The sequence below is a fragment of the Pseudomonas frederiksbergensis genome (assembly GCF_003732665.1).
Taxonomy (GTDB): domain Bacteria; phylum Pseudomonadota; class Gammaproteobacteria; order Pseudomonadales; family Pseudomonadaceae; genus Aquipseudomonas; species Aquipseudomonas frederiksbergensis_G.
On record NZ_MOBP01000015.1, the window covers coordinates 18,851 to 44,955 of the forward strand.

Below are 26,105 nucleotides of genomic sequence, written 5' to 3' on the forward strand. Positions count from 1 at the left end.
TCGCCATGATCTCGATGTCTTCCTTCCACGCCATGCTGATCCCGATTCTCGTCGGCATGATCATGCTGGCCATCGGCTTCAATTTCCGTGACAAGAATGCCGGCGTGTTCGCCATGTGGCTCGGCATGCTGCTGATCCTGGCCACCGTTGTTTACAAAATCCTGGCCAAACTCAACGAATAAATGCATGCGCCCCGCTCGCATTGATTTTGACGGGCTCGTACACTCGGCCGATCCGCTCTTCCCGAGGTTGACCGCCTAGTGTTCGCTCGTCTTTTCGCCCTGCCCTGTTTGTTCCTTGTCTGCCTCATGACGCTGCTGCCGATGGCGCCTGCCCAGGCGGTCAGCCTGCCGGGGCTGCTGAACAATTCGGCGAAGGCTCAGCCCGAAGCCCAGGAACCCCTGGGGCAATCCCTCGATGAAGTCATCAAGTCCCTGGAAAACGACCAGCAACGCAGTAAATTGCTGGCGGACCTGAAGAAGCTGCGCGACGTCACCAAAAAAGCCCAACCCACCGCCGAGCAAGGTGTACTGGGCTTGATCGGCGGCACCCTGGCCAGTTTCGAAAAGCAGTTCACCGGCGCCGACAGCCCCCTCACCCGCTGGTCCAATGAATTCGATCTGGCCAAGGAAGAACTCTCGGCCCTGATGCTGCCGGCCAATGAATGGCTGCCGATCATCTTTGCCTTCGCCATGATCCTGATGGTCTGGAGCCTGCTGGCTGCCGCGCTGATCTGGGTCAGCCATCGGGTGCGTATGCGCTTCGGCCTGACCGAAGAACTGCCGCAACATCCCAAGGCCCTCGACATGCTGCGCTTCGCCCTGCGCAAGCTCGGGCCATGGCTGATTGCCCTGGTGATGACGGTCTACATGACCTACGCGCTGCCCTCGTCCCTGGGCAAAAGCCTGGCGATGGTGCTGGCCTATGCGCTGGTGGTCGGCACCTGCTTCTCGGCGATCTGTGTGATTGCCTTCTCCGTGCTCGACGGGCCGCATCGCCATCGCGCCTTGTACATCCTGCGTCATCAGGCATTCCGGCCGTTGTGGCTGATCGGCAGTTTCGCCGCGTTCGGTGAAGCCCTGAGCGACCCGCGCCTGGTGGCCAGCCTCGGCAGCCATCTCGCCCATACCGCCGCAACAGTCGCCAATGTCCTGGCCGCATTATCCACCGGGTTATTTATCCTGCGCTTCCGCCGGCCGATCGCGCATTTGATCCGCAACCAGCCGTTGTCCCGACGCCTGACCCGCCGCGCCCTCAGCGATACCATCGATATCCTCGGCACCTTCTGGTACGTGCCGGCGCTGGTGCTGGTGTGCATTTCGCTGTTCGCCACCTTCATTTCGGCGGGCGACACCAGCACCGCGTTGCGCCAGTCGCTGATCTGCACGGTGTTGCTGGTGTTGTGCATGGTCATCAATGGCCTGGTGCGGCGGCACTCGCTGAAACCGCAACGGGGCGTGAAGCGCCATGCGTTGTATTCCGAGCGCCTGAAAAGCTTTTGCTACACCCTCGCCCACCTGATTGTGTGGCTGGTGTTTATCGAGCTCGGCTTGCGAGTCTGGGGCATGTCGCTGATTGCCTTCACCGAAGGCGAAGGCCATGAAGTCAGTGTCAAATTGTTCAGCCTCGCCGGCACACTGATCTTTGCCTGGCTGATCTGGATCCTCAGCGACACCGCCGTGCACCACGCCCTCACCCGTTCGCGCAAAGGCCTGGCCAATGCCCGGGCGCAGACGATGATGCCGTTGATCCGCAACGTGCTGTTCGTGGCGATCTTCATCATCGCGCTGATCGTCGCCCTGGCGAACATGGGCATGAACGTCACGCCACTGCTGGCCGGTGCCGGCGTGATCGGCCTGGCCATCGGTTTCGGCGCGCAGTCCCTGGTGGCGGATTTGATCACCGGGCTGTTCATCATCATCGAAGACTCCCTGGCCATCGACGACTACGTGGACGTCGGCGGCCACCTCGGCACCGTCGAAGGCCTGACCATCCGCACCGTGCGCCTGCGGGACATCGACGGCATCGTCCACACCATTCCGTTCAGCGAAATCAAAAGCATCAAGAACTACTCCCGGGAATTCGGCTACGCGATCTTCCGGGTGGCGGTGCCCTCCAACATGGACATCGACGAAGCAATCAAACTGATGCGCGAAGTCGGCCAGAAAATGCGCACCGATCCACTGCAACGCCGCAACATCTGGTCGCCGCTGGAGATCCAGGGGGTCGAGAGTTTTGAGTCCGGCAACGCGATCCTGCGCGCCCGGTTCAAGACTGCGCCGATCAAGCAGTGGGAAGTTTCACGGGCATTCAACCTTTCGCTTAAACGACATCTGGATGAGGCCGGACTGGATCTGGCGACGCCGCGCATGAGCGTGCAAGTGGTCACGGCCGGTGGCGGGCCGCAGAAGGAATAGCACTTAGGCGCGAGGTTCGGGTCACAGGCAAGGCAGCCAGAAAAATAATAACCATGGAGAAACCCGATGCAGCTCACACGCATTGCCCAGACGCTTTTGCTCACCCTCGCGGCGGGTCACGCCAGCGCCGCAACGCTGGATAGCGCCCGCGAACAAATCGCCGCGCAGTCCAAAGCGCTTGAGCCGGAACTGCTGGAAACCCGCCGCGATATCCACGCGCACCCGGAGCTGGGCAACACCGAAAAACGCACTGCGGAACTGGTGGCCAATCAACTGCGGGCCATGGGCCTGGAGGTCAAGACCGGCGTCGCCCGCACTGGCGTGGTCGCCATTCTCAAAGGCGCCCTGCCCGGCCCGACCGTGGCCCTGCGCGCCGACATGGATGCGCTGCCGGTCAAGGAAGTCTCGGACCTGCCCTTTGCCTCAAAGGCCAAAGGCACCTACCTCGATAAAGAAGTCGACGTGATGCACGCCTGCGGCCACGACGCCCACACCGCCATCCTGCTCAGCACGGCGAAAATCCTCACCGGCATGCGCGACACCTTGCCCGGCACCGTGGTGTTCTATTTCCAGCCCGCCGAAGAAGGCCCGAGCGACTTCATCCCCGACGGCAAAAACACCTGGGGCGCGAAAATGATGATCGAGGAAGGCGTGATGAAATCGCCGAAACCGGACGCCGTCTTCGGCCTGCACGTGTGGGCTGGCGTCCCCGCCGGCCAGATCGCCTACCGCCCCGGCCCGACCCTGGCCAGTTCCGACGACCTGCGCATCAAGATCCTCGGCAAACAAACCCATGCCGGTCGCCCCTGGGATGGCATCGACCCGATCACCGTCGGCGCGCAAACCATCGTCGGCCTGCAAACCGTGGTCAGCCGCCGCACCGACATTTCCTCTTATCCGTCGGTGGTCAGCATCGGCACGATCAACGGCGGCACCCGCTACAACATCATTCCCGAGTCCGTAGACATGACCGGCACCATCCGCTCCTACGACTACGGCATCCGCCAGAAACTGCATGCCGACGTACGCCAGACCGTCGAAAAAATCGCCGAGAGTGGTGGCGCGAAGGCTGAAGTGACGATCATCGAGAAGTACGACCCGACGATTAACAACCCGGCATTGACCGAAAAAATGCTGCCGACCCTGCGCTGGGCCGCGAAAGATGACGTGGTGCAAGGGCCGCTGGTGGGCGGCGCGGAGGACTTCTCGTTTTATGCCAAGGAGACGCCGGGGTTGTTCGTGTTTCTCGGCGTGACACCACGGGACCAGGACATGAGCAAAGCGGCGCCGAATCATAATCCGGGGTTCTTTGTGGATGAGTCGGCGTTGGTGGTTGGGGTGCGGACACTGGCTTCGTTGGCGACTGATTATCTGTATGCCAATGCCAAGCCTTGAGCGCTAGAAACCATTACGCCTGCGAGCGACTGGCGGGCCGCCAGGCCGCCTTCGCGAGCAGGCTCGCTCCCACAATTTGATCGGGTACATTCGGGAGAAATTGGTCGTCTGTCAGGACGCCTTCGCAGGCAAGCCAGCTCCCACAATTTGAACGGGTACATTCGGGAGAGAATGGTCGACTGTCAGGACGCCTTCGCGAGCAGGCTCGCTCCCACAATTTGATCGGGTACATTCGGGAGAGATTAGTCGACTGTCAGGACGCCTTCGCAGGCAAGCCAGCTCCCACAGTTTGAGCGGGTACATCCGGAAGAGATTGGTCGACTGTCAGGACGCCTTTGCAGGCAAGCCAGCTCCCACAACTTGATCGGGTACATTCGGGAAAGAATGGTCATCTGCCAGGACGCCTTCGCAGGCAAGCCAGCTCCCACAATTGGATCGGGTACATTCGGGAAAGAATGGTCGTCTGTCAGGACGACTTCGCAGGCAAGCCAGCTCCCACAATTGGACCGAGTACATCCGGAAGAGAATGGTCGTCTGTCAGGACGCCTTCGCGGGCAAGCCTCGCTCCTACAAAAGCAAAAGCAAAAGCAAAGCGGCGTACACCATCCGCTCTTCACCACTCATTAGGCCGAGCGTTAGCTCGCCTGCCCTTGATCTTGCTCTACCCGCCCCTTCGGGAGGCTGAGTGGAGGTGTTCATCTGGGGGGCAGGCGCGAAGCGCCGTTCGACGAAGTCGAACACATCGAGAGGAGGTCGAAGCGAAGCCGACCGGAGGCGATGCCCCCAGATGAATACCGGAACGAAGGCACGCCGAGCCTAAGCGAGGGGCCGGACGCCGGGGCGAGCCTTTTTGGGTACTTTTTTGGCGTTTGAAAAAAGTGCCTCGCCGTAAGGGCGAAACCGCCAGCCGCCGTAACCACAGCAACGGATATGTACTCAACCACCCAAAACCTGGTCGGCCCGCAGGCCGCCAAGGTCAAACCACATCAACCCCAACGTGAATCGCATCGTGCCGCCAAAACTCCAGGTCACAATCGATCAACCGCTCATGCTGATCATAATTAACCCGGGCAATCCGCAACCCCGGGCTCCCCACCGACACCCGCAACGCCGCCGCCGCATCCACCGACAACGACGTCGGCACAATCTCAAACCGCACCCGCCCATAGTGCAAATCGTAATGCCGCGCATACAGCTCAGTAATCGACTGATTCAAATCAAACTCCAGAATCCCCGGAAAATATTGCGGGTTCAGGTAGTGCTCGACATACAACACCAACCGCCCATCAATCCGCCGAGCACGGCAAATCTGGATCACACTCGACAACGCCGGCAACTGCAACCACGCACACACCGCCGCCGAGGCCGGTTGCAGGCGCGCTGAAATCACTTCGGTGGAGGGCACCCGTCCCTGGGCACTGACCATCGCGTGAAAGTGGCTGCGCTGCATCAGGTTGTAGGCCAGGCGCGGCGGCGAGACAAACCAGCCACGGCGCTCTTCGCGATAAATCTGACCCTGCGCTTCCAGTTGCAACAACGCTTCGCGCACGGTAATCCGCGTCGTACCGAACAACTCACTGAGCTTGCGCTCGGCCGGCAGCTTGCTGCCCGCCGCCAACAGGCCATGGTCGAGCTGCTCTTGCAGCACCTGGCCAATGGCTGTCACCGCCTTTGTTGCCTCATCGCGCATCAACGTTACCTATCTGGACTAGACCAGCACTGTTTCGGAGCAGAACCGCACGGCAAAACCGGCTCGTTTCAACATTCTGCAAGCCTAGGCAGTGCAGATGACTGAGAGATGACAGCCGCCCAACGGTCATGCCGAACGGCTGTCAAAACCTTGCAATACATCGGCCAAGTCCCTTGCCCTGCGGGCCTTTACCCATGGTCTACGCTTACCGGGCACCCACCAATTGCGGGCAAATAAAAGTCCCGCAGGGCGACGAGCGACATGAAAGTGTCATGCAGTCCCCTTAAATTGGCTCAGGTATTGCTGACCTAGACCAACACAACCGCAATCGCAGCGTTGAAAACGCCCAAAGGAGCTTCGGATGAAACAGCTTTTCCTGGCATCACTGTTAGGCTCGACCATTGCCATGTGCACCGCCGCCATGGCTGCTGATACGGATTTGAAAACTCTGGAAGCCGCTGCGAAAGCGGAAGGCGCCGTCAACAGCGTCGGCATGCCCGATGACTGGGCCAACTGGAAAGGCACCTGGGACGACCTGGCCAAGAACTACGGCCTGAAGCACATCGACACCGACATGAGCTCGGCCCAGGAAATCGCCAAGTTCGCCGCTGAAAAAGACAACGCCAGCGCCGACATCGGCGACGTCGGTGCCGCCTTCGGCCCGATCGCGGTCAAGCAAGGCGTGGTGCAACCGTACAAGCCAAGCACTTGGGAACAAGTCCCGGACTGGGCCAAGGATAAGGACGGCAACTGGGCTCTGGCCTACACCGGCACCATCGCATTCATCGTCAACAAAAAGCTGCTGCACGGTTCCGAAGCCCCAACCAAATGGGCTGACCTCAAGACCGGCAAATACAAAGTCTCCATCGGTGACGTGAGCACTGCCGCCCAAGCCGCCAACGGCGTACTGGCCGCTGCACTGGCCAACGGCGGTGACGAGAAAAACCTGCAACCAGCGCTGTTGCTGTTCGCAGACATCGCCAAGCAAGGTCGCCTGTCGATGGCCAACCCGACCATCGCCACCATGGAAAAAGGCGAGATCGAAGTCGGCGTGGTCTGGGACTTCAACGGCCTGAGCTACAAAGCCAAGATGGCCAACCCGGATGACTACGTTGTGCTGATTCCATCGGATGGCTCGGTGATTTCCGGCTACACCACCATCATCAACAAATACGCGAAAAATCCGAACGCCGCCAAGCTGACCCGCGAATACATCTTCAGCGACGCCGGCCAGATCAACCTGGCACGCGGCAATGCCCGCCCGATCCGCGCCGAGCACCTGCAACTGCCGGCCGACGTCCAGGCCAAGCTGCTGCCGAATGAGCAGTACAAAAAAGTAACGCCGATCAAAGATGCCGATGCATGGGAAAAGACTTCCAAGGCCCTGCCGCAGAAGTGGAACGAAGAAGTCATCGTAGAAATGAAGTGATGCTTCATCTGTAGGAGCGAGGCTTGCCCGCGAAGACGGTTTTACATTCAACACATGTGTTGACTGACACACCGCCTTCGCGAGCAAGCCCGCTCCCACACAGGACCGAGTGAAGCCAGCGTTTTTCGAATTTCTGTTTTGCGGAGTCATCGCCCCTATGAAGCACAACGTCATCCTTGTCGTGCTCGACGGCCTCAATTACGAGGTTGCGCGCCACGCCATGGGGCACCTGCAGGCTTACGTCGGCGCAGGACGCGCAGCGCTCTACAAACTGGAGTGCGAACTGCCGGCCCTGTCCCGACCGCTGTATGAATGCATCCTGACCGGCGTTACGCCGATCGACAGCGGCATCGTCCACAACAACGTCTCGCGCCTGTCCAACCAGCGCAGCATTTATCACTACGCCCGCGACGCCGGCCTGACCACTGCGGCGGCGGCCTATCACTGGGTCAGCGAGCTGTACAACCGTTCGCCGTTCGTAGCCGCCCGGGACCGTCACACCGACAACCCGGAACTGCCGATCCAGCACGGTCATTTCTACTGGAGCGATCACTACCCCGATTCGCACCTGTTCGCCGACGCGGAACACCTGCGCCTGCGCCACGCGCCAAACTTTCTGCTGATTCACCCGATGAACATCGACGACGCCGGGCACAAGCACGGCCTCGACACCCCGCAATACCGCAACAGTGCGCGCTCGGCGGACATCATCCTCGCCGATTACCTGCAAGGCTGGCTCGACGCCGGTTACCAGGTGCTGGTGACCGCCGACCACGGCATGAACAACGACCGCTCCCATAACGGCCTGCTGCCAGAGGAACGGGAAGTGCCGCTGTTCGTCCTCGGCGACGCCTTCAACTTCAACGCCGGCGCCGCACCGAAGCAGACGCAGATCTGCGGCACCGTCTGCGAACTGCTCGGCGTGGCCCACGACAAACCTGTGTGCCGGGAGCTGCTCAAGTGAACTCCATCATCCGCGGCAAATGGCTGGCAGCGTTATGCCTGGTGCCCTTCGCACTGTTCTTTATCGTGTTCGAGATCGCCCCGCTGGTGTGGGTGATGATCAACAGCCTGCAATCGGAAGAGTTCGGCTGGGGCATCGAAAACTTCACCAAGATCTTCAGTTCGAAGTTCTACCTGCAGGCGATCCAGTACAGCCTTGAGATCAGTTTCTGGTCCAGCGTATTCGGGATCATCATCGCGGTGCTCGGCGCTTACTCCCTGCGTCGGGTCGACTCGAAACTGCGCAACTTCGTCAACGCCTTCGCCAACATGACCAGCAACTTCGCCGGCGTGCCCCTGGCCTTCGCGTTCATCATTCTGCTGGGCTTCAACGGCAGTTTCACGATCATGTTGAAGCAGGCCGGGATCATTCAGGATTTCAACCTGTACTCGAAAACCGGGCTGATCATTCTCTACACCTACTTCCAGATTCCCCTGGGTGTGCTGCTGCTCTACCCGGCCTTCGATGCGTTGCGCGAAGACTGGCGCGAGTCCGCCGAACTGCTCGGTGCCAATGGCTGGCAATACTGGCGCCATATCGGCTTGCCGGTGCTGACCCCGGCGTTGCTCGGCACCTTCGTGATCCTGCTGGCCAACGCCCTCGGCGCCTACGCCACGGTGTACGCCTTGACCACCGGCAACTTCAACGTGCTGCCGATCCGCATCGCAGCGATGGTGTCCGGCGACATTTCCCTCGATCCAAACCTGGCCAGTGCCCTGGCCGTGGTGCTGGTGGCGTTGATGACCCTGGTGACCGTCGTGCATCAGTTGCTGTTGAAGAGGAGCTACCATGTCTCGCGCTGATTTAGGGCCTGTGGGCGTCTACCACCGGGTCGTGGTGTATCTGCTGTTCGCCATTCTGTTGCTGCCGCTGGCCGGCACGCTGATCTACTCGATTGCCAGCAGTTGGTCGGCGACCATCCTGCCCAGTGGCTTCACCCTTAAATGGTATGTGCAACTGTGGAGCGATCCGCGCTTTCTGCATGCTTTCGGGCAGTCGCTGCTGGTGTGCGTCGGCGCGCTGATTCTGTCGGTGGTGCTGATTCTGCCGCTGCTGTTCGTGGTGCATTACCACTTCCCCAAGCTCGATGCGCTGATGAACATCCTGATCCTGCTGCCCTTCGCGGTGCCGCCGGTGGTGTCGTCGGTGGGGTTGCTGCAACTCTACGGTTCCGGACCGTTTGCCATGGTGGGAACGCCGTGGATCCTGATCGGTTGCTACTTCACCGTGGCGCTGCCGTTCATGTACCGGGCGATCACCAACAACCTGCAAGCGATCAACCTGCGCGACCTGATGGACGCCGCGCAACTGCTCGGTGCCAGCACCTTTCAAGCGGCGATCCTGGTGGTGCTGCCGAACCTGCGCAAGGGCTTGATGGTGGCGTTGCTGCTGTCGTTCTCGTTCCTGTTCGGCGAGTTCGTGTTCGCCAACATCCTCGTCGGCACCCGCTACGAAACCCTGCAGGTCTACCTCAACAACATGCGTAACAGCAGCGGCCATTTCACCAGTGCGCTGGTGATTTCCTACTTCTTCTTTGTGCTGGTTCTGACCTGGGCGGCCAATATCTTGAACAAGGACAAAAGCGAATGAGCTATGTCAGCGTCCAACACCTTCAAAAGAATTACGCGGGCACTACGGTGTTCAGCGATATCAACTGCGAGATCCAGAAGGGCGAGTTCGTCACCCTCCTCGGCCCATCCGGTTGCGGCAAGTCCACGCTGCTGCGTTGCATCGCCGGGCTGACTTCGGTGGATGGCGGCAAGATCCTGCTTGATGGCGTCGATATCGTGCCGCTGAGCCCGCAGAAACGCGGGATCGGCATGGTGTTCCAGAGCTACGCCCTGTTCCCGAACATGACCGTGGAGCAGAACGTCGCGTTCGGTTTGCGCATGCAAAAGGTCAACGCCGACGACAGCCACAAACGCGTCGCAGAAGTGCTGAAACTGGTGGAGTTGAACGACTTTGCCTCGCGCTATCCCCATCAAATGTCCGGTGGCCAATGCCAGCGTGTGGCCCTGGCCCGCTCGCTGGTCACCCGGCCACGGTTGCTGCTGCTGGATGAACCCTTGTCGGCCCTGGACGCGCGGATTCGCAAGCACTTGCGCGAACAGATTCGTGCGATCCAGCGCGAACTCGGCTTGACTACGATTTTCGTCACACACGATCAGGAAGAAGCTCTGACCATGTCTGATCGCATTTTTCTGATGAATCAGGGAAAAATCGTACAAAGCGGCGATGCCGAAACCCTCTACACCGCGCCAGTGGATGTGTTCGCTGCCGGTTTCATCGGCAACTACAACCTGCTGGACGCCGACGCCGCCTCGAAGCTGCTGCAACGGCCGATCAGCCACCGCATCGCGATTCGCCCGGAAGCCATCGAACTGAGCCTCAACGGCGAACTCGATGCGCAGATTCGCAGCCATAGCCTGCTGGGTAACGTGATTCGCTACCGGATCGAAGCCCGGGGCGTGGAATTGGTGGTGGATGTGCTCAACCGCTCTGCGGCCGATCTGCATCCCGATGGTCAGCGCCTGGCACTTTCCATCGATCCGACGGCCCTGTGTGAGGTAGCCTGATGCCTTTGCTGATGTTGAAGAGAGAACTGCACTGATGGCCCTGGCAATTTTTGATCTGGACGAAACCCTGATCCACGGCGACTGCGCCACCCTCTGGAGCGAGCAGATGGGCCGCTTGGGCTGGGTCGATCCCGAATCGTTCATGCGGCAGAACAACGAACTGATGGACGCCTACAGCCACGGCAAGCTGCGGATGGAGGACTACATGACCTTCAGCCTGGAACCGATGATCGGCCGCACCCCGGAAGAGGTCGATCACTTGGTAGGCCCGTGGGTCGAAGATTTCATCGAGCCGATTATCTTCAGCGACGCCACCAAAACCATCGCCGCCCACCGCAAGGCCGGCGACCGGATCCTGGTGATCTCGGCGTCGGGCACGCACCTTGTGCGGCCGATTGCCGATCGCCTGGGTATTGATGAGATTCTGGGGATTGAACTGGAAGTGGCGCATGGGGTTTATAGCGGCCACACGGTCGGCACCCTGACCTACCGCGAAGGCAAGATCACCCGGTTGCTGGAATGGCTGGATGCCGAAGAGGAAAACCTGGAAGGCGCGAGTTTCTATTCGGACTCACGCAATGATTTGCCGTTGTTGCTGAAGGTGGATTTCCCGCACGTGGTGAACCCGGACCCGGTGTTGCTGGAACATGCCCAGAAGGCTGGCTGGCCAATCCACCTCTGGAAATAACCCGCGCCCCCGTAGGAGCGAGGCTTGCCCGCGAAGAACGATGACGCGGTTTAACAGATGCACCGCGTCGTCTCATTCGCGGGCAAGCCTCGCTCCTACAGGGATTGTGCTGAACCTGTGGGAGCGGGCTTGCTCGCGAATGCAGACTGACATTCAACACATCTGTTGACTGACACACCGCTTTCGCGAGCAAGCCCGCTCCCACAGGGAAAAGGGAATCAGGTCAGGGTTTCGTCGATCACCAACACCAATTTCCCCGCCACCGTGTTACTCGCCAACTCCGCAAACGCGGCTTCCGCATCCTTGATCGGGAATGCCTTGGCCAACTGCGGCTTCAACCGCCCTTCGGCAAACAACGGCCACACATGCTGGCTCAAATCACTGAACACATCCGCCTTGAACTGATCATCGCGACTGCGCAGCGTCGAGCCGAGGAACTGCACGCGTTTGCCCAACACCTGCGCCAGGTCCAGTTTCGCCTCACGCCCGCCCATCAAACCGATCAACACCCAGCGACCATCCAGCGCCATCAACTTGAGATTCAGCGCCGCGTAATTGCCGCCCACCGGATCCAGGATCACATTGAACGGCCCCAGGTCATTCAAGCTTTCCAGATCCCCGGTGCGCACCACCCCACCCTGGGCGCCCAGGGCTTCGCAGTACGCCAAACGCTCGGCGGACCCGACGCTGACCCAGCACGGGTTGCCAAACGCCTTGCACAACTGAATGGCGGCTGAACCGATTCCACTTGCCCCGGCGTGCAGCAGAACTTTCTCACCGGGTTTGAGGCCGGCCAGATGAAATAAATTTAACCAAACAGTCGCGTACACCTCGGGCAACGCTGCTGCCTCGGCCAGCGACAAACCTTCCGGCACCGGCAGCACATGCCGTCCGTCGACAACCACCTCTTCGGCCATCCCACCCCCGGCCAGCAAGGCGCAAACCCTATCCCCGACCTGCCAGGACGAGCCCGCGCCGACCTCGCTGATGACCCCGGAACACTCAAGACCCAGCACTTGACTGGCTCCCGGCGGGGGCGGATACAGGCCCGCCTTCTGTAACAAATCGGCGCGATTGAGGCCCGCTGCCGCCACTCGGATGCGAACTTGTCCTACATCGCATGTAGGACTCGGCTCTTCAACCCACTCCACTTGACCGTCAACGCCTTGCAATGCTTTCACAGTGCCTCCATAGTGAGTCTGGACTGAGCCCGTAGCTGTAGCGCCGGGCTTTCTTGCATTATGTGACCGGCCCTTTGTGGAACCGGCGACTTCAAAGACGGCCTAATATGCGTGATCAATTGTCCCCGCGTCGAATCAGCATGAAGCAACTGTTTCCCAGCACTGCCCTAGCCCTATTTATTGGTATCGGCCTCTTGCCGTTGTCGAGCAATTCGTTTGCAGCCAATAGCTGGGACAACCTTCAGCCTGATCGTGACGAAGTGATCGCCAGCCTGAACGTGGTCGAGCTGCTCAAGCGCCACCACTACAGCAAGCCGCCGCTCGATGATGCGCGCTCGGTGATCATCTACGACAGCTACCTCAAGCTGCTGGACCCATCGCGCAGCTATTTCATGGCCAGCGACATTGCCGAATTCGACAAGTGGAAAACCCAGTTTGACGACTTCCTCAAAAGCGGCGACCTGAACGCCGGGTTCACCATCTACAAGCGCTACCTGGACCGCGTCAAAGCGCGTCTGGACTTCGCCCTTGCAGAGCTGAACAAAGGCGTCGACAAGATCGACTTCACCACCAAGGAAACCTTGCTGATCGATCGCAAGGACGCTCCGTGGCTCAAGTCCACCGCAGAACTGGACGACCTGTGGCGCAAACGCGTTAAGGACGAAGTGCTGCGCCAGAAGATCGCCGGCAAGGATTCCAAGCAGATCCAGGAAACCCTGACCAAGCGCTACAAGAACCAGTTGGCGCGCCTGGACCAGACCCGTCCGGAAGACATCTTCCAGGCGTACATCAACACCTTCGCCATGTCCTACGACCCGCACACCAACTATCTGTCGCCGGATAACGCGGAAAACTTCGACATCAACATGAGCCTGTCCCTCGAGGGCATCGGTGCCGTGTTGCAGAGCGATAACGACCAGGTGAAAGTCGTACGCCTGGTGCCTGCTGGCCCGGCCGACAAGACCAAAATGGTTGCCCCGGCCGACAAGATCATCGGCGTGGCCCAGGCCAACAAAGAGATGGTCGACGTGGTCGGCTGGCGCCTGGACGAAGTGGTCAAGCTGATCCGCGGCCCGAAAGGCACCGTGGTGCGCCTGGAAGTGATTCCGGCGAGCAATGCACCCAACGACCAGACCAGCAAAATCGTGCCGATCACCCGCGAAGCAGTGAAGCTTGAAGATCAGGCCGTTAAAAAGTCGATCCTCAACCTGAAACAGGACGGCAAGGACTACAAACTCGGCGTCATCGAGATCCCGGCCTTCTACCTGGACTTCAAAGCGTTCCGCGCTGGCGATCCGGACTACAAGAGCACCACTCGCGACGTCAAGAAACTGCTGACCGAGTTGCAGAAAGACAAGGTCGACGGCGTGGTCATCGACCTGCGCAACAACGGCGGCGGTTCCTTGCAGGAAGCCACCGAGCTGACCAGTCTGTTCATCGACAAAGGTCCGACCGTACTCGTGCGTAACGCCGATGGCCGGGTCGATGTGCTGGAAGATGAAAACCCGGGTGCGTTCTACAAAGGCCCGATGGCGTTGCTGGTCAACCGCTTGTCAGCCTCGGCTTCGGAGATCTTCGCCGGCGCCATGCAGGACTACCACCGCGCCTTGATCATCGGCGGCCAGACCTTCGGCAAAGGCACCGTGCAAACCATTCAGCCGCTGAACCATGGCGAACTGAAACTGACCCTGGCCAAGTTCTACCGGGTCTCCGGCCAGAGCACCCAGCACCAGGGCGTACTGCCGGATGTGGATTTCCCGTCGATCATCGACACCAAGGAAATCGGCGAAAGCGCCCTGCCGGAAGCCATGCCGTGGGACACCATCAAGGCCTCGATCAAACCGGCGACCGACCCGTTCAAGCCTTACATCGCCGAGCTCAAATCCGAGCATGACGCGCGTTCGGCCAAAGACGCCGAGTTCGTGTTTATCCGTGACAAGTTGGCCCTGGCCCAGAAGCTGATGGAAGAAAAAACCGTCAGCCTCAACGAAGCGGATCGTCGCAAGCAACATGCCGACATCGAAGCCAAGCAACTGGTCATGGAAAACATCCGTCGCAAGGCCAAGGGCGAAGAACCGCTCAAAGAGCTGAAGAAAGAAGACGAAGATGCTATCGCGGCCGAACCGGACAAGATCAAGCCGGAAGACGACGCCTACCTCAGCGAGACCGGGCGAGTGCTGCTGGATTACCTGAAATTGAGCAACCAGGTGGCCAAGCACTAACATGATGGCAATTTAATGCTGACGCTCCCCGGAGCGTCATCAAACAGTCATCATTCTGTCGTGAAATGAAGGACTGGGAGCTAGCTGCTCCCAGTCCTTTTTTTATCGCCAGAGATCGCCATGACCACGACAGAACAGCTGAGTGCCTTGAGTTCAATTCTGGCTCAAAGCGGTTTGCACAGTCTGTTCCAGCCGATCATTTCCCTCTCCGAACGACGAATCGTCGGCTACGAAGCCCTGAGTCGCGGCCCTTCCAACAGCCCGCTGCACTCCCCCATCGCCCTGTTCGCCGTGGCCCGCCAGGCCGGGCGCCTCAGCGAACTGGAAATCGCTTGCCGGGAAAGCGCCTGCCGTCGATTCAATGAACAGCAACTGCCGGGCAAGTTGTTCCTCAACGTGTCGCCGGAATCCCTGCTCGAAACCTCGCACCAACCCGGTCGCACTTTGCAATTGCTGCAGGACTTCGGGATTCCACCGAGCCAGGTGGTGATCGAACTCACCGAACAAACCCCGACCGATGATTTTCAGTTGCTGCAAAACGCCCTGCATCACTACCGGGCCATGGGGTTTTCCATTGCGCTGGATGACCTGGGCGCCGGTTATTCGAGTTTGCGGCTGTGGTCCGAGCTGCGTCCGGACTACGTGAAGATTGATCGGCACTTTATCGATGGCATCCACCAAGACGCGCTCAAACGTGAATTTGTCGGCTCGATCCTGCAAATCGCCAAGGCCTCCCGGGCGCAGGTGATCGCCGAAGGCATCGAGCTGCCGGAAGAACTCGCAGTGCTGACCGACATGGGCGTCGACCTGGTGCAAGGCTATTTGCTCTGCCGCCCGCAAGAGCATCCGCCCCGGGACGCTCGGGCGCTGATGCCGAAAAAGGAAAGCACGACGGTGGCGTTCAACGACGAAAGCAGCGACCTCAGCGCCCTGCTCAACGACCAACCGGCCGTGGGCCGCGACACCCCGACCGCCACCGTACTGGAAGCCTTCCGCCGCCAGGCCAACCTCAACTCCCTGGCGGTGCTCGACGAACAAGGCCAACCCTGCGGCATCGTCCATCGCCACTCGCTCTCGGACGCACTGCTCAAGCCCTTCGCCACCGACCTGTTTGCCCGCAAACCCATCAGCCGCCTGATGAACGACGACTTCCTCGCCGTGGAAATGAGCCAGTCCCTGCAACAAGTCAGCCGCCTCATCACCAGCCGCGCCCGCCAACGCATCGAAGAAGACTTCATCATCACCCTCAACGGTGGTTATCTCGGACTCGGCCGGGTCATCGACGTGCTCAAACTGATCACCGAACTGAAAATCCAACAAGCCCGCTATGCCAACCCGCTCACGCTGCTGCCCGGCAACGTGCCGATCCAACAATGCCTGACCCGCCTGCTGCAACAAGCGCGGGAATCGGTGATCTGCTACGTCGACATCGACAGCTTCAAACCCTTCAACGACATCTACGGCTACGGCCGCGGGGACGAAGTCCTACTGTGTTTGGCGCAATGCCTGAACGACCGCGTCGACCCTTCCCGCGACTTCGTAGGACATATCGGCGGTGATGATTTCCTGCTGGTGCTCGGGCCGGAAGACTGGCGCAAACGTTTGAACCAGTTGCTGGATGATTTCCACAGCCAATGCCGCCGCTTCTACCGCGCCGAACACCTGGAGGCTGGCTGCTTCATTGCACCGAACCGCCAAGGCGTACGGCAGGAATTTCCCCTGCTGTCGTTGTCCATCGGCGTGGTGCACCTGCACCCCGAAGCCTGTGCCGGGTTGGATGCCAGCCAACTGGCCGAGATGGCATCACAAGCCAAACACCACGCGAAGAACGTGCCGGGGTATAGCGTGCATGTGATTGATAGCCTTGCGGTGCCCGGGCGAGAGGATGAATTGCTGATGGGACAGCGGTGATTGACCTGACGCATTCGCGGGCAAGCCTCGCTCCTACAGGGTTCGGCGACTAACACAAAACCCTGTAGGAGCGAGGCTTGCCCGCGAAGACGCCAGATCAAACACCCGAGATCTGTAAAACTATTCCGCCGACGGCATCGCCCGCAACCGCCGCCCAATCACATCCAGCACATCACACCCATCGCGCAATGGAATGGCGCACAGCAACGCAAAGTCGCTGAGGATGAAGGACTCACACTCGATGGAATCGCGCATGGATAGATTCTCCAGCGCTTGGGTCACCGCACGAATCCGGTAATTGGCAGCGTCATACAAAACATCCAGCGGCGCGTGGGTGTCGACGAACAACGTCGGCATATCGTCGCAGTTGCTGGTGAGTGCCATGAAGCGGCTTTTGGGGTGGGGTGTTGGTTTTTCGTAGGGTGGATCGGGATGGAGTTTTGTCATTTGAAAGCTCTTAAGGAAGGAATGAGAGCTGCCAACAGCCTTCCTACAGGCGTGGGTGGCAGCTATGCGCGGGGTAGGAATATCGAGTCCTTTAGAGCAATTCTCGACCACACCGAAGCGTGCCCGCGCAAAGCCGCCGAAACGGATCTTACGGACGCGTGTTAACGGCCGCAATCAAGTATCGACGCCAATGTAGCTCTAAAGATATTGAAGGGTTCCTACGCCCTGCCGCTGAATACCCAGCGACCACCAAAGCCTATCGATGAAACGCACCGCGCACCAGTTCACTAAAGTCGCCGCGACTTGAAGGAAATTTCCTAGGACCTTGCCCAGAAATTTCTCCACTCAACGGGAGGCCGCTTCGACCTATTGCTGACATTCGTGCCGGCTAATTCGAAGCAGTTTCTGTAGGAATGCAATAAACAGGAGTTGAATACTCAAAGGATGAGTATGTATAGAGGGCGGCCCGCGTCCTGGATAACGGCTTGAATACGCTCAGCGCGCATTGACAAATACTTGCCCCCACCGGTAGGAGGCAAGCCTTGAGATGAGTAGGCGGTTTCCGACTACTTAATTTTGAACCCCTTTAATTCTTTCCAACCGCATAGCATTGCCCTGACCCACCTGCGTCACGCTCTCAGTTTCGATAGTCTGCACAACGCGACCAGTCTCATCCTTGGTGACCTGAACGGACTTGGTGTAAGTCCCTTGCACGCAGCCGCTCATTGGCAGCACTAATGCGCACAAAATCAGTCCGAAAATACGATTCATAAAAACTCCTTATTTGATTTTAAATAGCTTGTCGTGCGAAAAACCAACACCGTCCAGCGCTAGTCAGCCATGATCCGCTTGTAACGCTTCTGGTATTCGTCATAGGAAAGGCCCTGATGTTCAAGCTGTTCAATCTGTTGCTGCCTGTAAGCTTCTTTTGTCATGAGTCCGGCACCGGTTCCGGAATTTGACTCCTTAACTCCCTTTAAACCTGCTGCACCTTTTGGAAACAACTGATCGGTCAGTTCTGTGATTTTCTTCTCAGCATTAATGAATTTATCAACTACCCGACCGCCGCCCCAACGCGAGTCGTACTCAGCTTGGCCAACCTGCTGACCGTACTGATAAACGCGGATATCCGCATAGCTCATGTAAATAGCCAAGTCCCAGGACCAAGTACCGATATAAGTCGTCGAAAGAGGACAGGTGGACGGCGCGCTGCCGGGCGGGATTTGACGCGTATGGAATCCCTTACTTTTGAGCAAGTTCTCATAAGTAGTGTTGAATCCCTCTCGCAGTCCTTCGGCAGGGATCAGACAGATCTCTGGTGTCATCTCGGAAGACAGGTCAGCAGGCGTCACGGTTTGCTTGATGCTGCAACCCGATGCCAAAAAAGTTGCCGCCAGGATGAAAGGGATATAAAGACTGCGCATGGCGACCTCCGTGTCATTAATGAGTCATGGAAGGTATCACGGCCTTGCCCATACAGGCTGCACTGCCAGAAACTCTTCAATCAACGACGTAACCTGTTCCTGAATAACCTCCCGCGCCCTACCACCCACCCCATCCCCATAGATCTGAAAATCAACTGGCCGGCCTCGCTCTTGCGGGGTTTTGCGTCATGCGTGATTTTTGCGACCAACACAAAACCCCGTAGGAGCGAGGCTTGCCCGCGAAGACGCCAGATCAAACACCCGAGCTCTGTAAAACTATTGCGCCGACGGCATCGCCCGCAACCGCCGCCCAATCACATCGTCGCAGTTGCTGGTAAGCGCCATGAAGCGGCTTTTGGGGTGGGTAATTGGTCTTTCGTAGGATGGATCGGGATGAAGTTTGTCATTTTCGAAACCTTGAAAGTGTGATGGAAACTGCGCCAATGTCACCTTAAAAGTCTTGAAGGTTTCCTACGCCCTGCCGCTGAATATGCAGCGACCACTAACGCCTACCGATGGGACGCACCGCACACCAGTTCACCAAAGTCGCCGCAACTTGAAGGAAATTTCCTAGGACCTTGCCCAGAAATTTCTCTCAATAAAAGGCGAACGTGGCACATTCGTCCCTTCAGTGTATTAATTACATAATGTATCAACTGAAATGCATACTAATGCCATTATCAAAGACGTTGCACCCAAATATAGTGCGCCCTATCTGTTGCCAGCGGCGACTCGCCACATTTCGCTTGTCAAATTGATCGGTAATGCTGGTGGCGATACCGGTCTGTTATTGCGTATCTAAGGTGCCTCTCATGATTCAAAGCATTATCAAAGCTGCTTGCTTGACTACGTTTTTTGCCGCAAGCGCCGCTGCGCCATTAGTCCAGGCGCAACCACTACCACTGGGAAGTACCGGGGCCCTACACAATGAAGATGTGGAATGGCGCAGCTTTCCAGCGTTCCCAAAAGAAGTGAAATTGTCTGTTCTGGTCGGAGACCCAAGTAAACCAGCACCCTACGTTGTGCGAGTTAAAGTCCCGAACGGCACTAAATTAATGCCTCATACACACCCTGAAGATCGTATATACACCGTAATATCGGGTGTGTTTTATATTGGCTTTGGGACCATTTTTGATTCGAGCAAGCTGGTTGCATATGGTCCAGGTAGCGTAGTCGTACTTCCGGCCAATACTCCACATTTCCATTGGGCCAAGTCGGGGGAGTATGTCTCTCAAGTTTACGGAATAGGCCCGCTGGGACTCGACTATATTGATAGTCATCACGACCCCCGTAATTCGTCGAAGTAATAGAGTTCACTGGCATTGAGCTGGACTTTCTTTTTGAACGTACAAAAGAGCAAATCGAGCAAATGGGACAGTTTTATTTTCCTGTCCCTATTTTATCTATCGCGCTCAGCGACACCGGCTTTACTGTGCCAATCGATCGCTACCCCGTACAAGTCCACTAGCCACAAAACCTACCCCGCAACTATCACAATAAAATCCATCGACAAGCTGCTCCAACAGCGCAGGTTTCAATTCGGCAGGATCGCATTCATCAACTGCAAGTTGATCCAAGCGACGAAAGCCCGACTTTTCTTCTCCGCCAAAGCGTTTCTTGGGACTTGTTGCTCCTATCAAGATTGCCTTGGGTCTAACGTGCTGGATTGATCCAAATCGGGGGCAGGCTTCAACAGGGTTTTGGTTCATAGTGGCCGCGCCAGAAACCCTGATATCAACGACGTAACCTGTTCCTGAATAACCTCCCGCGACCTACCACCCACCCCATCCCCACAAATAATCCCATCACCCTTCACATCCTCCTCAAGCATCGCCACCGCCCCAGGCTTACACACCGCCATAAAACTAAAGTGGCTGGCATCACTGATCTCCACATAGCGCTTCGACGCCTGTGGCAACCGTTTGACCAAATCAGCAGACTCCAACTGCGCCGGAAGATCCACAGACGGAACACCCGCTGCGATCACCAATATCGGCACCGGCAACTTTGCAAGGCTTTGATCGGTCATTCCACGCGACAAGCCCAAGTCCAATGAAACAACGGCGGTAACGCGTTTATCGCGCAAGTCAGCGGCCAGTCGGGCCTTGGATTCCGGGGTGCTGGCGGTGTTCATCTGTTGGTAAGCGGTGCAACTGGCCAATTGAGGGTGGACTTTGCAGTCCTTGGCGAAGCGATCGGGGTCGAAGCGGGCGCCTGCGATTTCGAGGACGGTCCAGCCGCCGAGTGAGTGGCCCACGGCTGCGATTTGGCGCTTGGCGACTGTGCCAAATTTTTCTGGTTGGGCCGTCACCGCGTCGATGGCTCGGCTCAGGTCGGCGGGTCGTTGCCATAGTTGTGCGGCGGCTTGTGGGCTGCGGTCCCGGCTGGTGGTGCCGGGGTGGTTGACCGCCGCGACGATGTAGCCCTTGTGGGCCAGTGCGCTGGCCAGCCATGTCTGGTTGATCCAACTGCCGCCGTTACCGTGGGAGAGCACCACCAATGGGTGCTCGCCGGCGGTCGGTGGCGCGTTGGGCACGGCAAGGGCGCCGATGAATACGGGGTTGTCGCCGAATAGCTGCGGTGTGGCGGTGGTTGTGCTGGGATACCAGACGACCATCTCCAGTGGGCGCTCGTTTTGCGGGTCTGGCAGGGTCGAGGACTGGAAGCCGATGAGGTTATCGTTGGCGAATGCGCTGGTGGTAAGGCAGGTTAGAAGCAAGAGGCCGAGAGCTTTTTTCATTGTTTTTATCTTCCTTGAGTAGATTGATCCATCTGTACCTGAAATCTGTTTGAGATGATCGCTCCCATGCTCTGCGTGGGAATGCTGCCAGGGACGCTCTGCGTTGCAATTGTACTGGTGGTTTCGAGTCGGACACTGTTGTGACGCGGAGCGTCACGGGCTGCATTCCCACGCAGAGCGTGGGAACGATCTGTTAGCTGTCGCTCGGCAAGCCTTTCAACTTGATCTCCGCCAACGGATGCCCGGCCTTCAACGCGATCCGCCAGAACCGCGCCGCTTCCACTGGGTCCGGCGCTTTGCTCGGCGTGCCTGCCAAACAGATCACGCCGACCTGATACGCCGCTTTGCCATCCCCCGCCAATGCCGCCAGACGCAGCAATCGCACGCCTTCCTCACGCGCACCCAGGCCAACACCACGAAAGGTCAGGATGTGGCCATAGAAGCTTTGCGCGCCGACGTCGCCGAGGTTGGCCATGCGCGCGAATTGGCCTTCGAGCCATTTCCAGCCTCGGGGCTGGCGCACGAACCATGACCAGTGAAACAGCCTGCGGGCCAGCCAGTAGGCGGCCCGCGCCTTGAGTCGTAAGAACACTCAGGCCTCGGCTGATTCGGGGTATTCGTATTCGAAGACGCGGACGACTTCCGAGGCGTGCCATGAAGCGGCGGCGACGCCATCTGAGGGGCCGGAGAACCGCCCCAGGCGCTCGACGCATTCGAAGAAACCGGTGCGCGGCAGGCGACTGGCGCCCTGGCTGATCACCAGCGAACTGCGCAATGGCTGCTCGGCCTTGGCGTCCAGCGCGGCCAGGTGTTCGAGGGCGGCGGTGAGGGTTTGCATGGCCGGCGTGGGCAATTGCAATCGCTCCAGCAGCGCTCGATATGTCAGAAGATGGCGCTGGCGGCGCGCCTGGTCCAGTTCACCCAACAACCCGTCCCAATGTTGACGACTGATGCGTACGCTCACGATTCATCCCTCCACCCTGGCACCGTCAATTCCCAGGCCAGGCTGCGGCGAATCGCAGCGTCGGGTTGACGCTCGCCACTTTCGATCAAGGCCAGATAAGACGGGCTGATGCCTACCGTGCGGGCCAGCGCCTCGATGGCGATGCCCTTCCCTTCGCGCAAATTACGGAGTTGATCCAGACCCGGAAGAATCTGGTCTGCTGCGGCCGCCGGGCGCTCTGGGGCGACCCGCGTCGGTTGTTGCTCGATGCCTGCTGCTTTCAGAAGAGCCTGATACTGAGCCCATGGCACAACCGCATATTCGGGCTCGCCTTCGCGTGTGATTATCTGAATATCCATGACTTCCCCGTAGGACAACGACACTTAGCGAGTCGGAGCTTTTCCCTTGAAGTGTAATCCTAACAGCGGCCAAGGTCGCGGGGGCATCAATCTCTGGATGAAACTGCCGTCACTCAGTCATCTTTCGGGCCTTGAAGCTGAAGTTGCTCCGGGGTATCGGGCAATCGTTCCACTACCGCAAGCTTTTCCGGCAACTGCCGATTGCGCCAGGCGCGGAAGGCATTGAGTTCGTCGTCGAGGGTTTTCATGACCCAGGCCAGCACGGCGATGTCGTCGAGCATGCCGAAAACCGGGATGAAATCCGGGATGGCGTCGAGGGGACTGAGGAAATACATCAGGCCGGCGACAACGACCAGGATCGACTTGCGGCTGATGGCCCGGTACTCACCGCGCCAGTAAGCCAGGCACAAGGCCTGCAACAGGCGCAGATCATCCTTGAGCTTACCCAGGCGCCCGCCCTCACTGGCGCTTTTGCTGGCCACGGCAAACAACAGGGTCGGCAAACGCCCTCGGGCCAGCAGGCGCCCGGCCAATGGCAGGAAGCGAGCAAAATTCCAGGGTGTTTTCATCTTTTCCTCCCACTGAAATGTTATCCACACAAATTGTGGATAACCTTGTGAACAGAGCTGCATTTCACCGCTGAGAGCCCCGTTTTATAAGGGCTCAACTCAGATCGGGCGTTTTTTACTCACATAAAAAAACCCAAGATTTCATTGACTTGGCGGTTCGGTGCGGCTAGTCCGGCACTCTCAATGCCTCTGACTCCAGCCTACAGCATCCGTTCGCTTTGTTTGCCAGCGCCCAAACCCCGGATACAACAACGCCCCGCATAATGCGAGGCGTTGTGTTTGCAGCAGACGACGCTTACTTGGCGGCGTCTTCTTTCGCTGGATCTTTGATCGCCAGCAGTTCCAGGTCGAATACCAGCACCGAGTTGGCCGGGATTGCCGGGCTTGGGCTTTGCGCGCCGTAAGCCAGGTCGCTAGGAATGTACAGCTTGTACTTCTCGCCGACGTGCATCAGTTGCAGGCCTTCGACCCAACCAGGGATCACACCGCTGACCGGCAGATCAATCGGGCTACCGCGATCAACCGAGCTGTCAAAGGTGGTGCCGTTGGTCAGCTTGCCGGTGTAGTGAACAGTCACTACGTCGGTAGGCTTAGGTTGAGGACCATCAGCTTTTTTCACGACTTCATACTGCAGACCGGATGCAGTGGTCACTACACCGGCTTTCTTGGCGTTGTCTTCGAGGAATTTCTTGCCGGCGGCTGCCGACTCTTCGCTCATCTTCGCCATGCGTTCTTCTGCACGCTTTTGCAGTGCTGCGAAGGCCTCGACCAGTTCGTCGTCCTTCAGCTTTTGTTCTTTCTTGCCGACGGCATCTTCGATGCCTTGGGCTACGGCCTTGGAATCGAGATCATCCATGCCTTCCTGAGCCAGGCTCTTGCCCATGTTCAGGCCAATCCCGTAGGAAGCTTTTTGCGCCGGGGTTTTCAGCTCTACGCTGGTCTGCGAATCACAACCCGCAAGTACCAGGCTTACCAGGGCCACCGCCGCCGCCAACCGATGCTGTTTCATGCTATTTCCTTGTTCATGCGCCTAAAGGGCAATCGAATAAAGCCGCGAGCTTATCAGGCGGCCACGACCAATGGCTACCGGCATGAGAGCAGGAAACTTCTGATAAGTTCAGGTCTTTTAAAGCATTTCGGGAATGGGCTGGATGAAGTTTCTGTCATCTTCGCCCCACAGACGCAGATGCCGGTTCCTACAACACTTGGCGTAATGGCCACTTGCCGCCCCGTACGGAGCTGAGGCATAAGAGAGCTATAAATCGACAAGGACGTTTATCTTGCGCCTCTTACTCCGCTTGCTGGTTGTGATCGCTGTACTGCTGGGGCTTGGCCTGGCCGTGGTGTTGTACTACGTGGCCAATCCAAAACTGCCGACCTACTCTCCTGCGCAACAGGTGCATTACCTCGAGCAGTGGAGCGCCGCCGACCGCCAGGCCTACTACTTCACGCCCCAGGGCACCCAGGTCAAAGGCCTGCATTACGACTGGTTCGAGGCGCTGGAGCTGCCGTTCTCGCAACAGCGATTCGCCGCCCCGGAATACCTCGCACGCTTCGGTTTCCTGATCGATCCTGCCCAGAAAGCCACGCCAAATAACCCTGGCAACCTGCCCGTGGGCTTTGCCCGGCATCAGAATGCCGGCAGCCAGGACCAGTTCCTCGACATCACCTGCGCCGCGTGCCATACCGGCGAGTTGCGCTTTAACGGCCAAGCGGTGCGCATTGATGGCGGCTCGGCGCAGCATGTGTTGCCGTCCAGCGTGCCGACCCTGCGCGGCGGCAGTTTCGGCCAGGCATTGGTGGCCAGCCTTGTATCGACTTATTACAACCCGTGGAAATTCGAACGTTTCGCACGCAACGTGTTGGGCGCGGACTACGACGCCCGGCATAACGTCCTACGGGAAGACTTCAAAAAATCTCTCGATACCTTTGTGAAAGCCGCCTGGAACGACACCCATCGCGGCCTCTATCCCACCGAAGAAGGCCCCGGCCGCACCGACGCATTCGGCCGCATTGCCAATGCCAGCTTCGGCGATGCGATTTCCCCGGATAACTACCGCGTGGCCAACGCCCCAGTGGATTATCCACAGCTGTGGGACATCTGGACCTTCGATTGGGTGCAGTGGAACGGCTCGGCGCAGCAACCGATGGCGCGCAATATCGGCGAGGCATTGGGCGTGGGCGCGACGTTGAATTTCTTCGATGCCGATGGACAGCCGCTCAGCGGAGATGCGCGCTATCCCTCCAGTGTCCGGGTGCGCGACCTGAACCTGATCGAAGAAACCCTGCAACGGCTCAAGCCACCCGCCTGGCCGGAGGAGGTGCTGGGCCGCGTGGACAAAGCCCTGGCCGCCCAAGGCCGCACGCTGTTCGCCGAGAACTGCGCCAGTTGCCACGTGCCACGGGTCAATCAGGTGGGCGATCGTGCGGTGCAACAACTCAAATTGCTGCCCGTCGCCGCCATCGGCACCGACCCCACCGCCGCCAACAACATCGCCGACCATCGCTTCGACCTGACAGCCCTGCAATGGGACCCGGCGGAACTCGGGCAACTGGATGTTCAACTGCATCCCAAACCGACCGAACCGCTGGACCTGAGCAAACTCTCGGTGGCTAAGGGCCTGGCCTACGTCACGGCGTTCGTGGAAAACCGGGCTTACCGCGAGGCCAAGGTCACCCCCGCAGAACGACCGAACCTGGACGGCTTCGGCCTGCCCATCGGTGTTCAGGAGCTGCGCGCCTACAAGGCCCGGCCACTGGCGGGGGTGTGGGCCACCGCGCCGTTTCTGCACAACGGCTCAGTGCCGAGCATTTATCAGTTGCTGTCGCCCCAGGACGAACGCGCGACCACTTTCTATAAAGGCACTTTCGAGTACGACCCTAAACACCTGGGCTATCGCACCGAAGCCTTTACTAACGGTTTCGTGTTCGACACGCGCATCACCGGCAATCACAACAGCGGCCACGAATTCCGCGCCGGCGAGCGTGGCAACGGCGTTATTGGCCGTTTGCTGCAACCGCAAGAACGCTGGGCGCTGCTGGAATACCTGAAAGTGCTGGGCGGCCCGCTGGAGGCGCAACTGCCATGAATTCTGAATTCGTCAAAAGGAC

The 26,105-nt window shown here is 58.7% G+C and carries 25 protein-coding genes; 13 read left to right on the forward strand and 12 right to left on the reverse strand.

Features of this window, described 5'->3' with window-relative positions; all coding sequences use genetic code 11:
* Nucleotides 1-5: 5 nt before the first annotated feature.
* The 3 genes from BK665_RS34525 to BK665_RS23710 all read left to right on the forward strand — a co-directional run bounded on the left by BK665_RS34525 (nt 6) and on the right by BK665_RS23710 (nt 3,812).
* Nucleotides 6-182 carry a hypothetical protein gene (locus BK665_RS34525; RefSeq protein WP_185076617.1) on the forward strand — a complete coding sequence of 59 codons (177 nt, stop codon included), beginning with the start codon at nt 6-8 and terminating at the stop codon, nt 180-182.
* Between the two features lie 78 nt (nt 183-260).
* Entirely contained in the window at nt 261-2,417 is a 2,157-nt protein-coding gene (locus tag BK665_RS23705; RefSeq protein ID WP_123409033.1) for a mechanosensitive ion channel family protein, read from the forward strand.
* A 66-nt stretch (nt 2,418-2,483) separates the two neighbouring features.
* A complete protein-coding gene (locus BK665_RS23710; RefSeq protein WP_123409034.1) occupies nt 2,484-3,812 on the forward strand; it encodes an amidohydrolase in 1,329 nt (442 codons plus the stop codon).
* 976 nt (nt 3,813-4,788) lie between these two features.
* On the opposite strand, the gene BK665_RS23720 is transcribed toward BK665_RS23710, so the two are convergent.
* Nucleotides 4,789-5,502: a UTRA domain-containing protein gene (locus tag BK665_RS23720; RefSeq protein WP_123409035.1), complete on the reverse strand. Its 714-nt coding sequence runs from the start codon at nt 5,500-5,502 to the stop codon at nt 4,789-4,791.
* A 361-nt stretch (nt 5,503-5,863) separates the two neighbouring features.
* On the opposite strand from BK665_RS23720, the gene BK665_RS23725 reads away from it, so the two are divergent.
* The 6 genes from BK665_RS23725 (at nt 5,864) to BK665_RS23755 (ending at nt 11,198) form a co-directional block, all read left to right on the forward strand.
* Nucleotides 5,864-6,931, forward strand: a complete 1,068-nt coding sequence (locus tag BK665_RS23725; RefSeq protein WP_123409036.1) for an ABC transporter substrate-binding protein — start codon at nt 5,864-5,866, stop codon at nt 6,929-6,931.
* A 157-nt stretch (nt 6,932-7,088) separates the two neighbouring features.
* Nucleotides 7,089-7,895: an alkaline phosphatase family protein gene (locus BK665_RS23735; protein ID WP_123409037.1), complete on the forward strand. Its 807-nt coding sequence runs from the start codon at nt 7,089-7,091 to the stop codon at nt 7,893-7,895.
* Nucleotides 7,892-8,737: an ABC transporter permease gene (locus BK665_RS23740; protein ID WP_123409038.1), complete on the forward strand. Its 846-nt coding sequence runs from the start codon at nt 7,892-7,894 to the stop codon at nt 8,735-8,737. The genes BK665_RS23735 and BK665_RS23740 overlap by 4 nt, the downstream gene beginning before the upstream one ends.
* Nucleotides 8,724-9,524, forward strand: coding sequence for an ABC transporter permease (locus BK665_RS23745; protein WP_123409039.1), 801 nt, complete (start codon nt 8,724-8,726; stop codon nt 9,522-9,524). The genes BK665_RS23740 and BK665_RS23745 overlap by 14 nt, the downstream gene beginning before the upstream one ends.
* The gene (locus BK665_RS23750) at nt 9,521-10,510 is read left to right on the forward strand and encodes an ABC transporter ATP-binding protein (RefSeq protein ID WP_123409040.1); all 990 of its coding nucleotides are present in this window, start codon (nt 9,521-9,523) and stop codon (nt 10,508-10,510) included. Before BK665_RS23745 ends, BK665_RS23750 begins: the two co-directional genes overlap by 4 nt.
* A 34-nt stretch (nt 10,511-10,544) precedes the next feature.
* Nucleotides 10,545-11,198: an HAD family hydrolase gene (locus tag BK665_RS23755; RefSeq protein ID WP_054049585.1), complete on the forward strand. Its 654-nt coding sequence runs from the start codon at nt 10,545-10,547 to the stop codon at nt 11,196-11,198.
* Between the two features lie 218 nt (nt 11,199-11,416).
* Here BK665_RS23755 and BK665_RS23765 read toward each other — a convergent pair whose 3' ends face one another.
* On the reverse strand, nt 11,417-12,379 hold the full coding sequence (locus tag BK665_RS23765) for a zinc-binding dehydrogenase (protein ID WP_123409041.1): 963 nt from the start codon (nt 12,377-12,379) through the stop codon (nt 11,417-11,419).
* 140 nt (nt 12,380-12,519) lie between these two features.
* On the opposite strand from BK665_RS23765, the gene BK665_RS23770 reads away from it, so the two are divergent.
* Nucleotides 12,520-14,601, forward strand: a complete 2,082-nt coding sequence (locus BK665_RS23770; RefSeq protein WP_185076625.1) for a carboxy terminal-processing peptidase — start codon at nt 12,520-12,522, stop codon at nt 14,599-14,601.
* Nucleotides 14,602-14,721: 120 nt separating this feature from the next.
* Nucleotides 14,722-16,512 (forward strand): bifunctional diguanylate cyclase/phosphodiesterase, encoded by a 1,791-nt coding sequence (locus BK665_RS23775; RefSeq protein ID WP_123409043.1) that lies wholly within the window; start codon nt 14,722-14,724, stop codon nt 16,510-16,512.
* Between the two features lie 120 nt (nt 16,513-16,632).
* On the opposite strand, the gene BK665_RS23780 is transcribed toward BK665_RS23775, so the two are convergent.
* The 3 genes from BK665_RS23780 to BK665_RS23790 all read right to left on the reverse strand — a co-directional run bounded on the left by BK665_RS23780 (nt 16,633) and on the right by BK665_RS23790 (nt 18,383).
* Nucleotides 16,633-16,959: a hypothetical protein gene (locus BK665_RS23780; protein WP_123409044.1), complete on the reverse strand. Its 327-nt coding sequence runs from the start codon at nt 16,957-16,959 to the stop codon at nt 16,633-16,635.
* Between the two features lie 570 nt (nt 16,960-17,529).
* Entirely contained in the window at nt 17,530-17,730 is a 201-nt protein-coding gene (locus tag BK665_RS23785) for a hypothetical protein (RefSeq protein ID WP_123409045.1), read from the reverse strand.
* Nucleotides 17,731-17,789: 59 nt separating this feature from the next.
* On the reverse strand, nt 17,790-18,383 hold the full coding sequence (locus BK665_RS23790) for an Sbal_3080 family lipoprotein (RefSeq protein ID WP_123409046.1): 594 nt from the start codon (nt 18,381-18,383) through the stop codon (nt 17,790-17,792).
* Between the two features lie 812 nt (nt 18,384-19,195).
* On the opposite strand from BK665_RS23790, the gene BK665_RS23795 reads away from it, so the two are divergent.
* A complete protein-coding gene (locus tag BK665_RS23795) occupies nt 19,196-19,690 on the forward strand; it encodes a cupin domain-containing protein (RefSeq protein WP_123409047.1) in 495 nt (164 codons plus the stop codon).
* A gap of 120 nt (nt 19,691-19,810) precedes the next feature.
* On the opposite strand, the gene BK665_RS34340 is transcribed toward BK665_RS23795, so the two are convergent.
* From BK665_RS34340 to bamJ, 7 genes are all read right to left on the reverse strand, one after another.
* On the reverse strand, nt 19,811-20,092 hold the full coding sequence (locus tag BK665_RS34340; RefSeq protein WP_148053254.1) for a hypothetical protein: 282 nt from the start codon (nt 20,090-20,092) through the stop codon (nt 19,811-19,813).
* The gene (locus BK665_RS23805; RefSeq protein ID WP_123409049.1) at nt 20,089-21,123 is read right to left on the reverse strand and encodes an alpha/beta hydrolase family protein; all 1,035 of its coding nucleotides are present in this window, start codon (nt 21,121-21,123) and stop codon (nt 20,089-20,091) included. Before BK665_RS23805 ends, BK665_RS34340 begins: the two co-directional genes overlap by 4 nt.
* 193 nt (nt 21,124-21,316) lie before the next feature.
* Entirely contained in the window at nt 21,317-21,715 is a 399-nt protein-coding gene (locus BK665_RS23810) for an SEL1-like repeat protein (RefSeq protein ID WP_123409050.1), read from the reverse strand.
* Complete coding sequence (locus BK665_RS23815) at nt 21,716-22,087, reverse strand: hypothetical protein (RefSeq protein WP_003223109.1); 372 nt, start codon at nt 22,085-22,087, stop codon at nt 21,716-21,718.
* Nucleotides 22,084-22,425: a helix-turn-helix domain-containing protein gene (locus tag BK665_RS23820; protein ID WP_123409241.1), complete on the reverse strand. Its 342-nt coding sequence runs from the start codon at nt 22,423-22,425 to the stop codon at nt 22,084-22,086. The genes BK665_RS23815 and BK665_RS23820 overlap by 4 nt, the downstream gene beginning before the upstream one ends.
* A gap of 113 nt (nt 22,426-22,538) precedes the next feature.
* Nucleotides 22,539-22,994 (reverse strand): YkvA family protein, encoded by a 456-nt coding sequence (locus BK665_RS23825; RefSeq protein ID WP_123409051.1) that lies wholly within the window; start codon nt 22,992-22,994, stop codon nt 22,539-22,541.
* Nucleotides 22,995-23,289: 295 nt separating this feature from the next.
* Nucleotides 23,290-24,003 carry a BamJ family beta-barrel-assembly machinery protein gene (gene bamJ, locus BK665_RS23830; protein WP_123409052.1) on the reverse strand — a complete coding sequence of 238 codons (714 nt, stop codon included), beginning with the start codon at nt 24,001-24,003 and terminating at the stop codon, nt 23,290-23,292.
* 271 nt (nt 24,004-24,274) lie between these two features.
* On the opposite strand from bamJ, the gene BK665_RS23835 reads away from it, so the two are divergent.
* The gene (locus tag BK665_RS23835) at nt 24,275-26,083 is read left to right on the forward strand and encodes a di-heme-cytochrome C peroxidase (RefSeq protein WP_123409053.1); all 1,809 of its coding nucleotides are present in this window, start codon (nt 24,275-24,277) and stop codon (nt 26,081-26,083) included.
* Nucleotides 26,084-26,105: the final 22 nt, after the last annotated feature.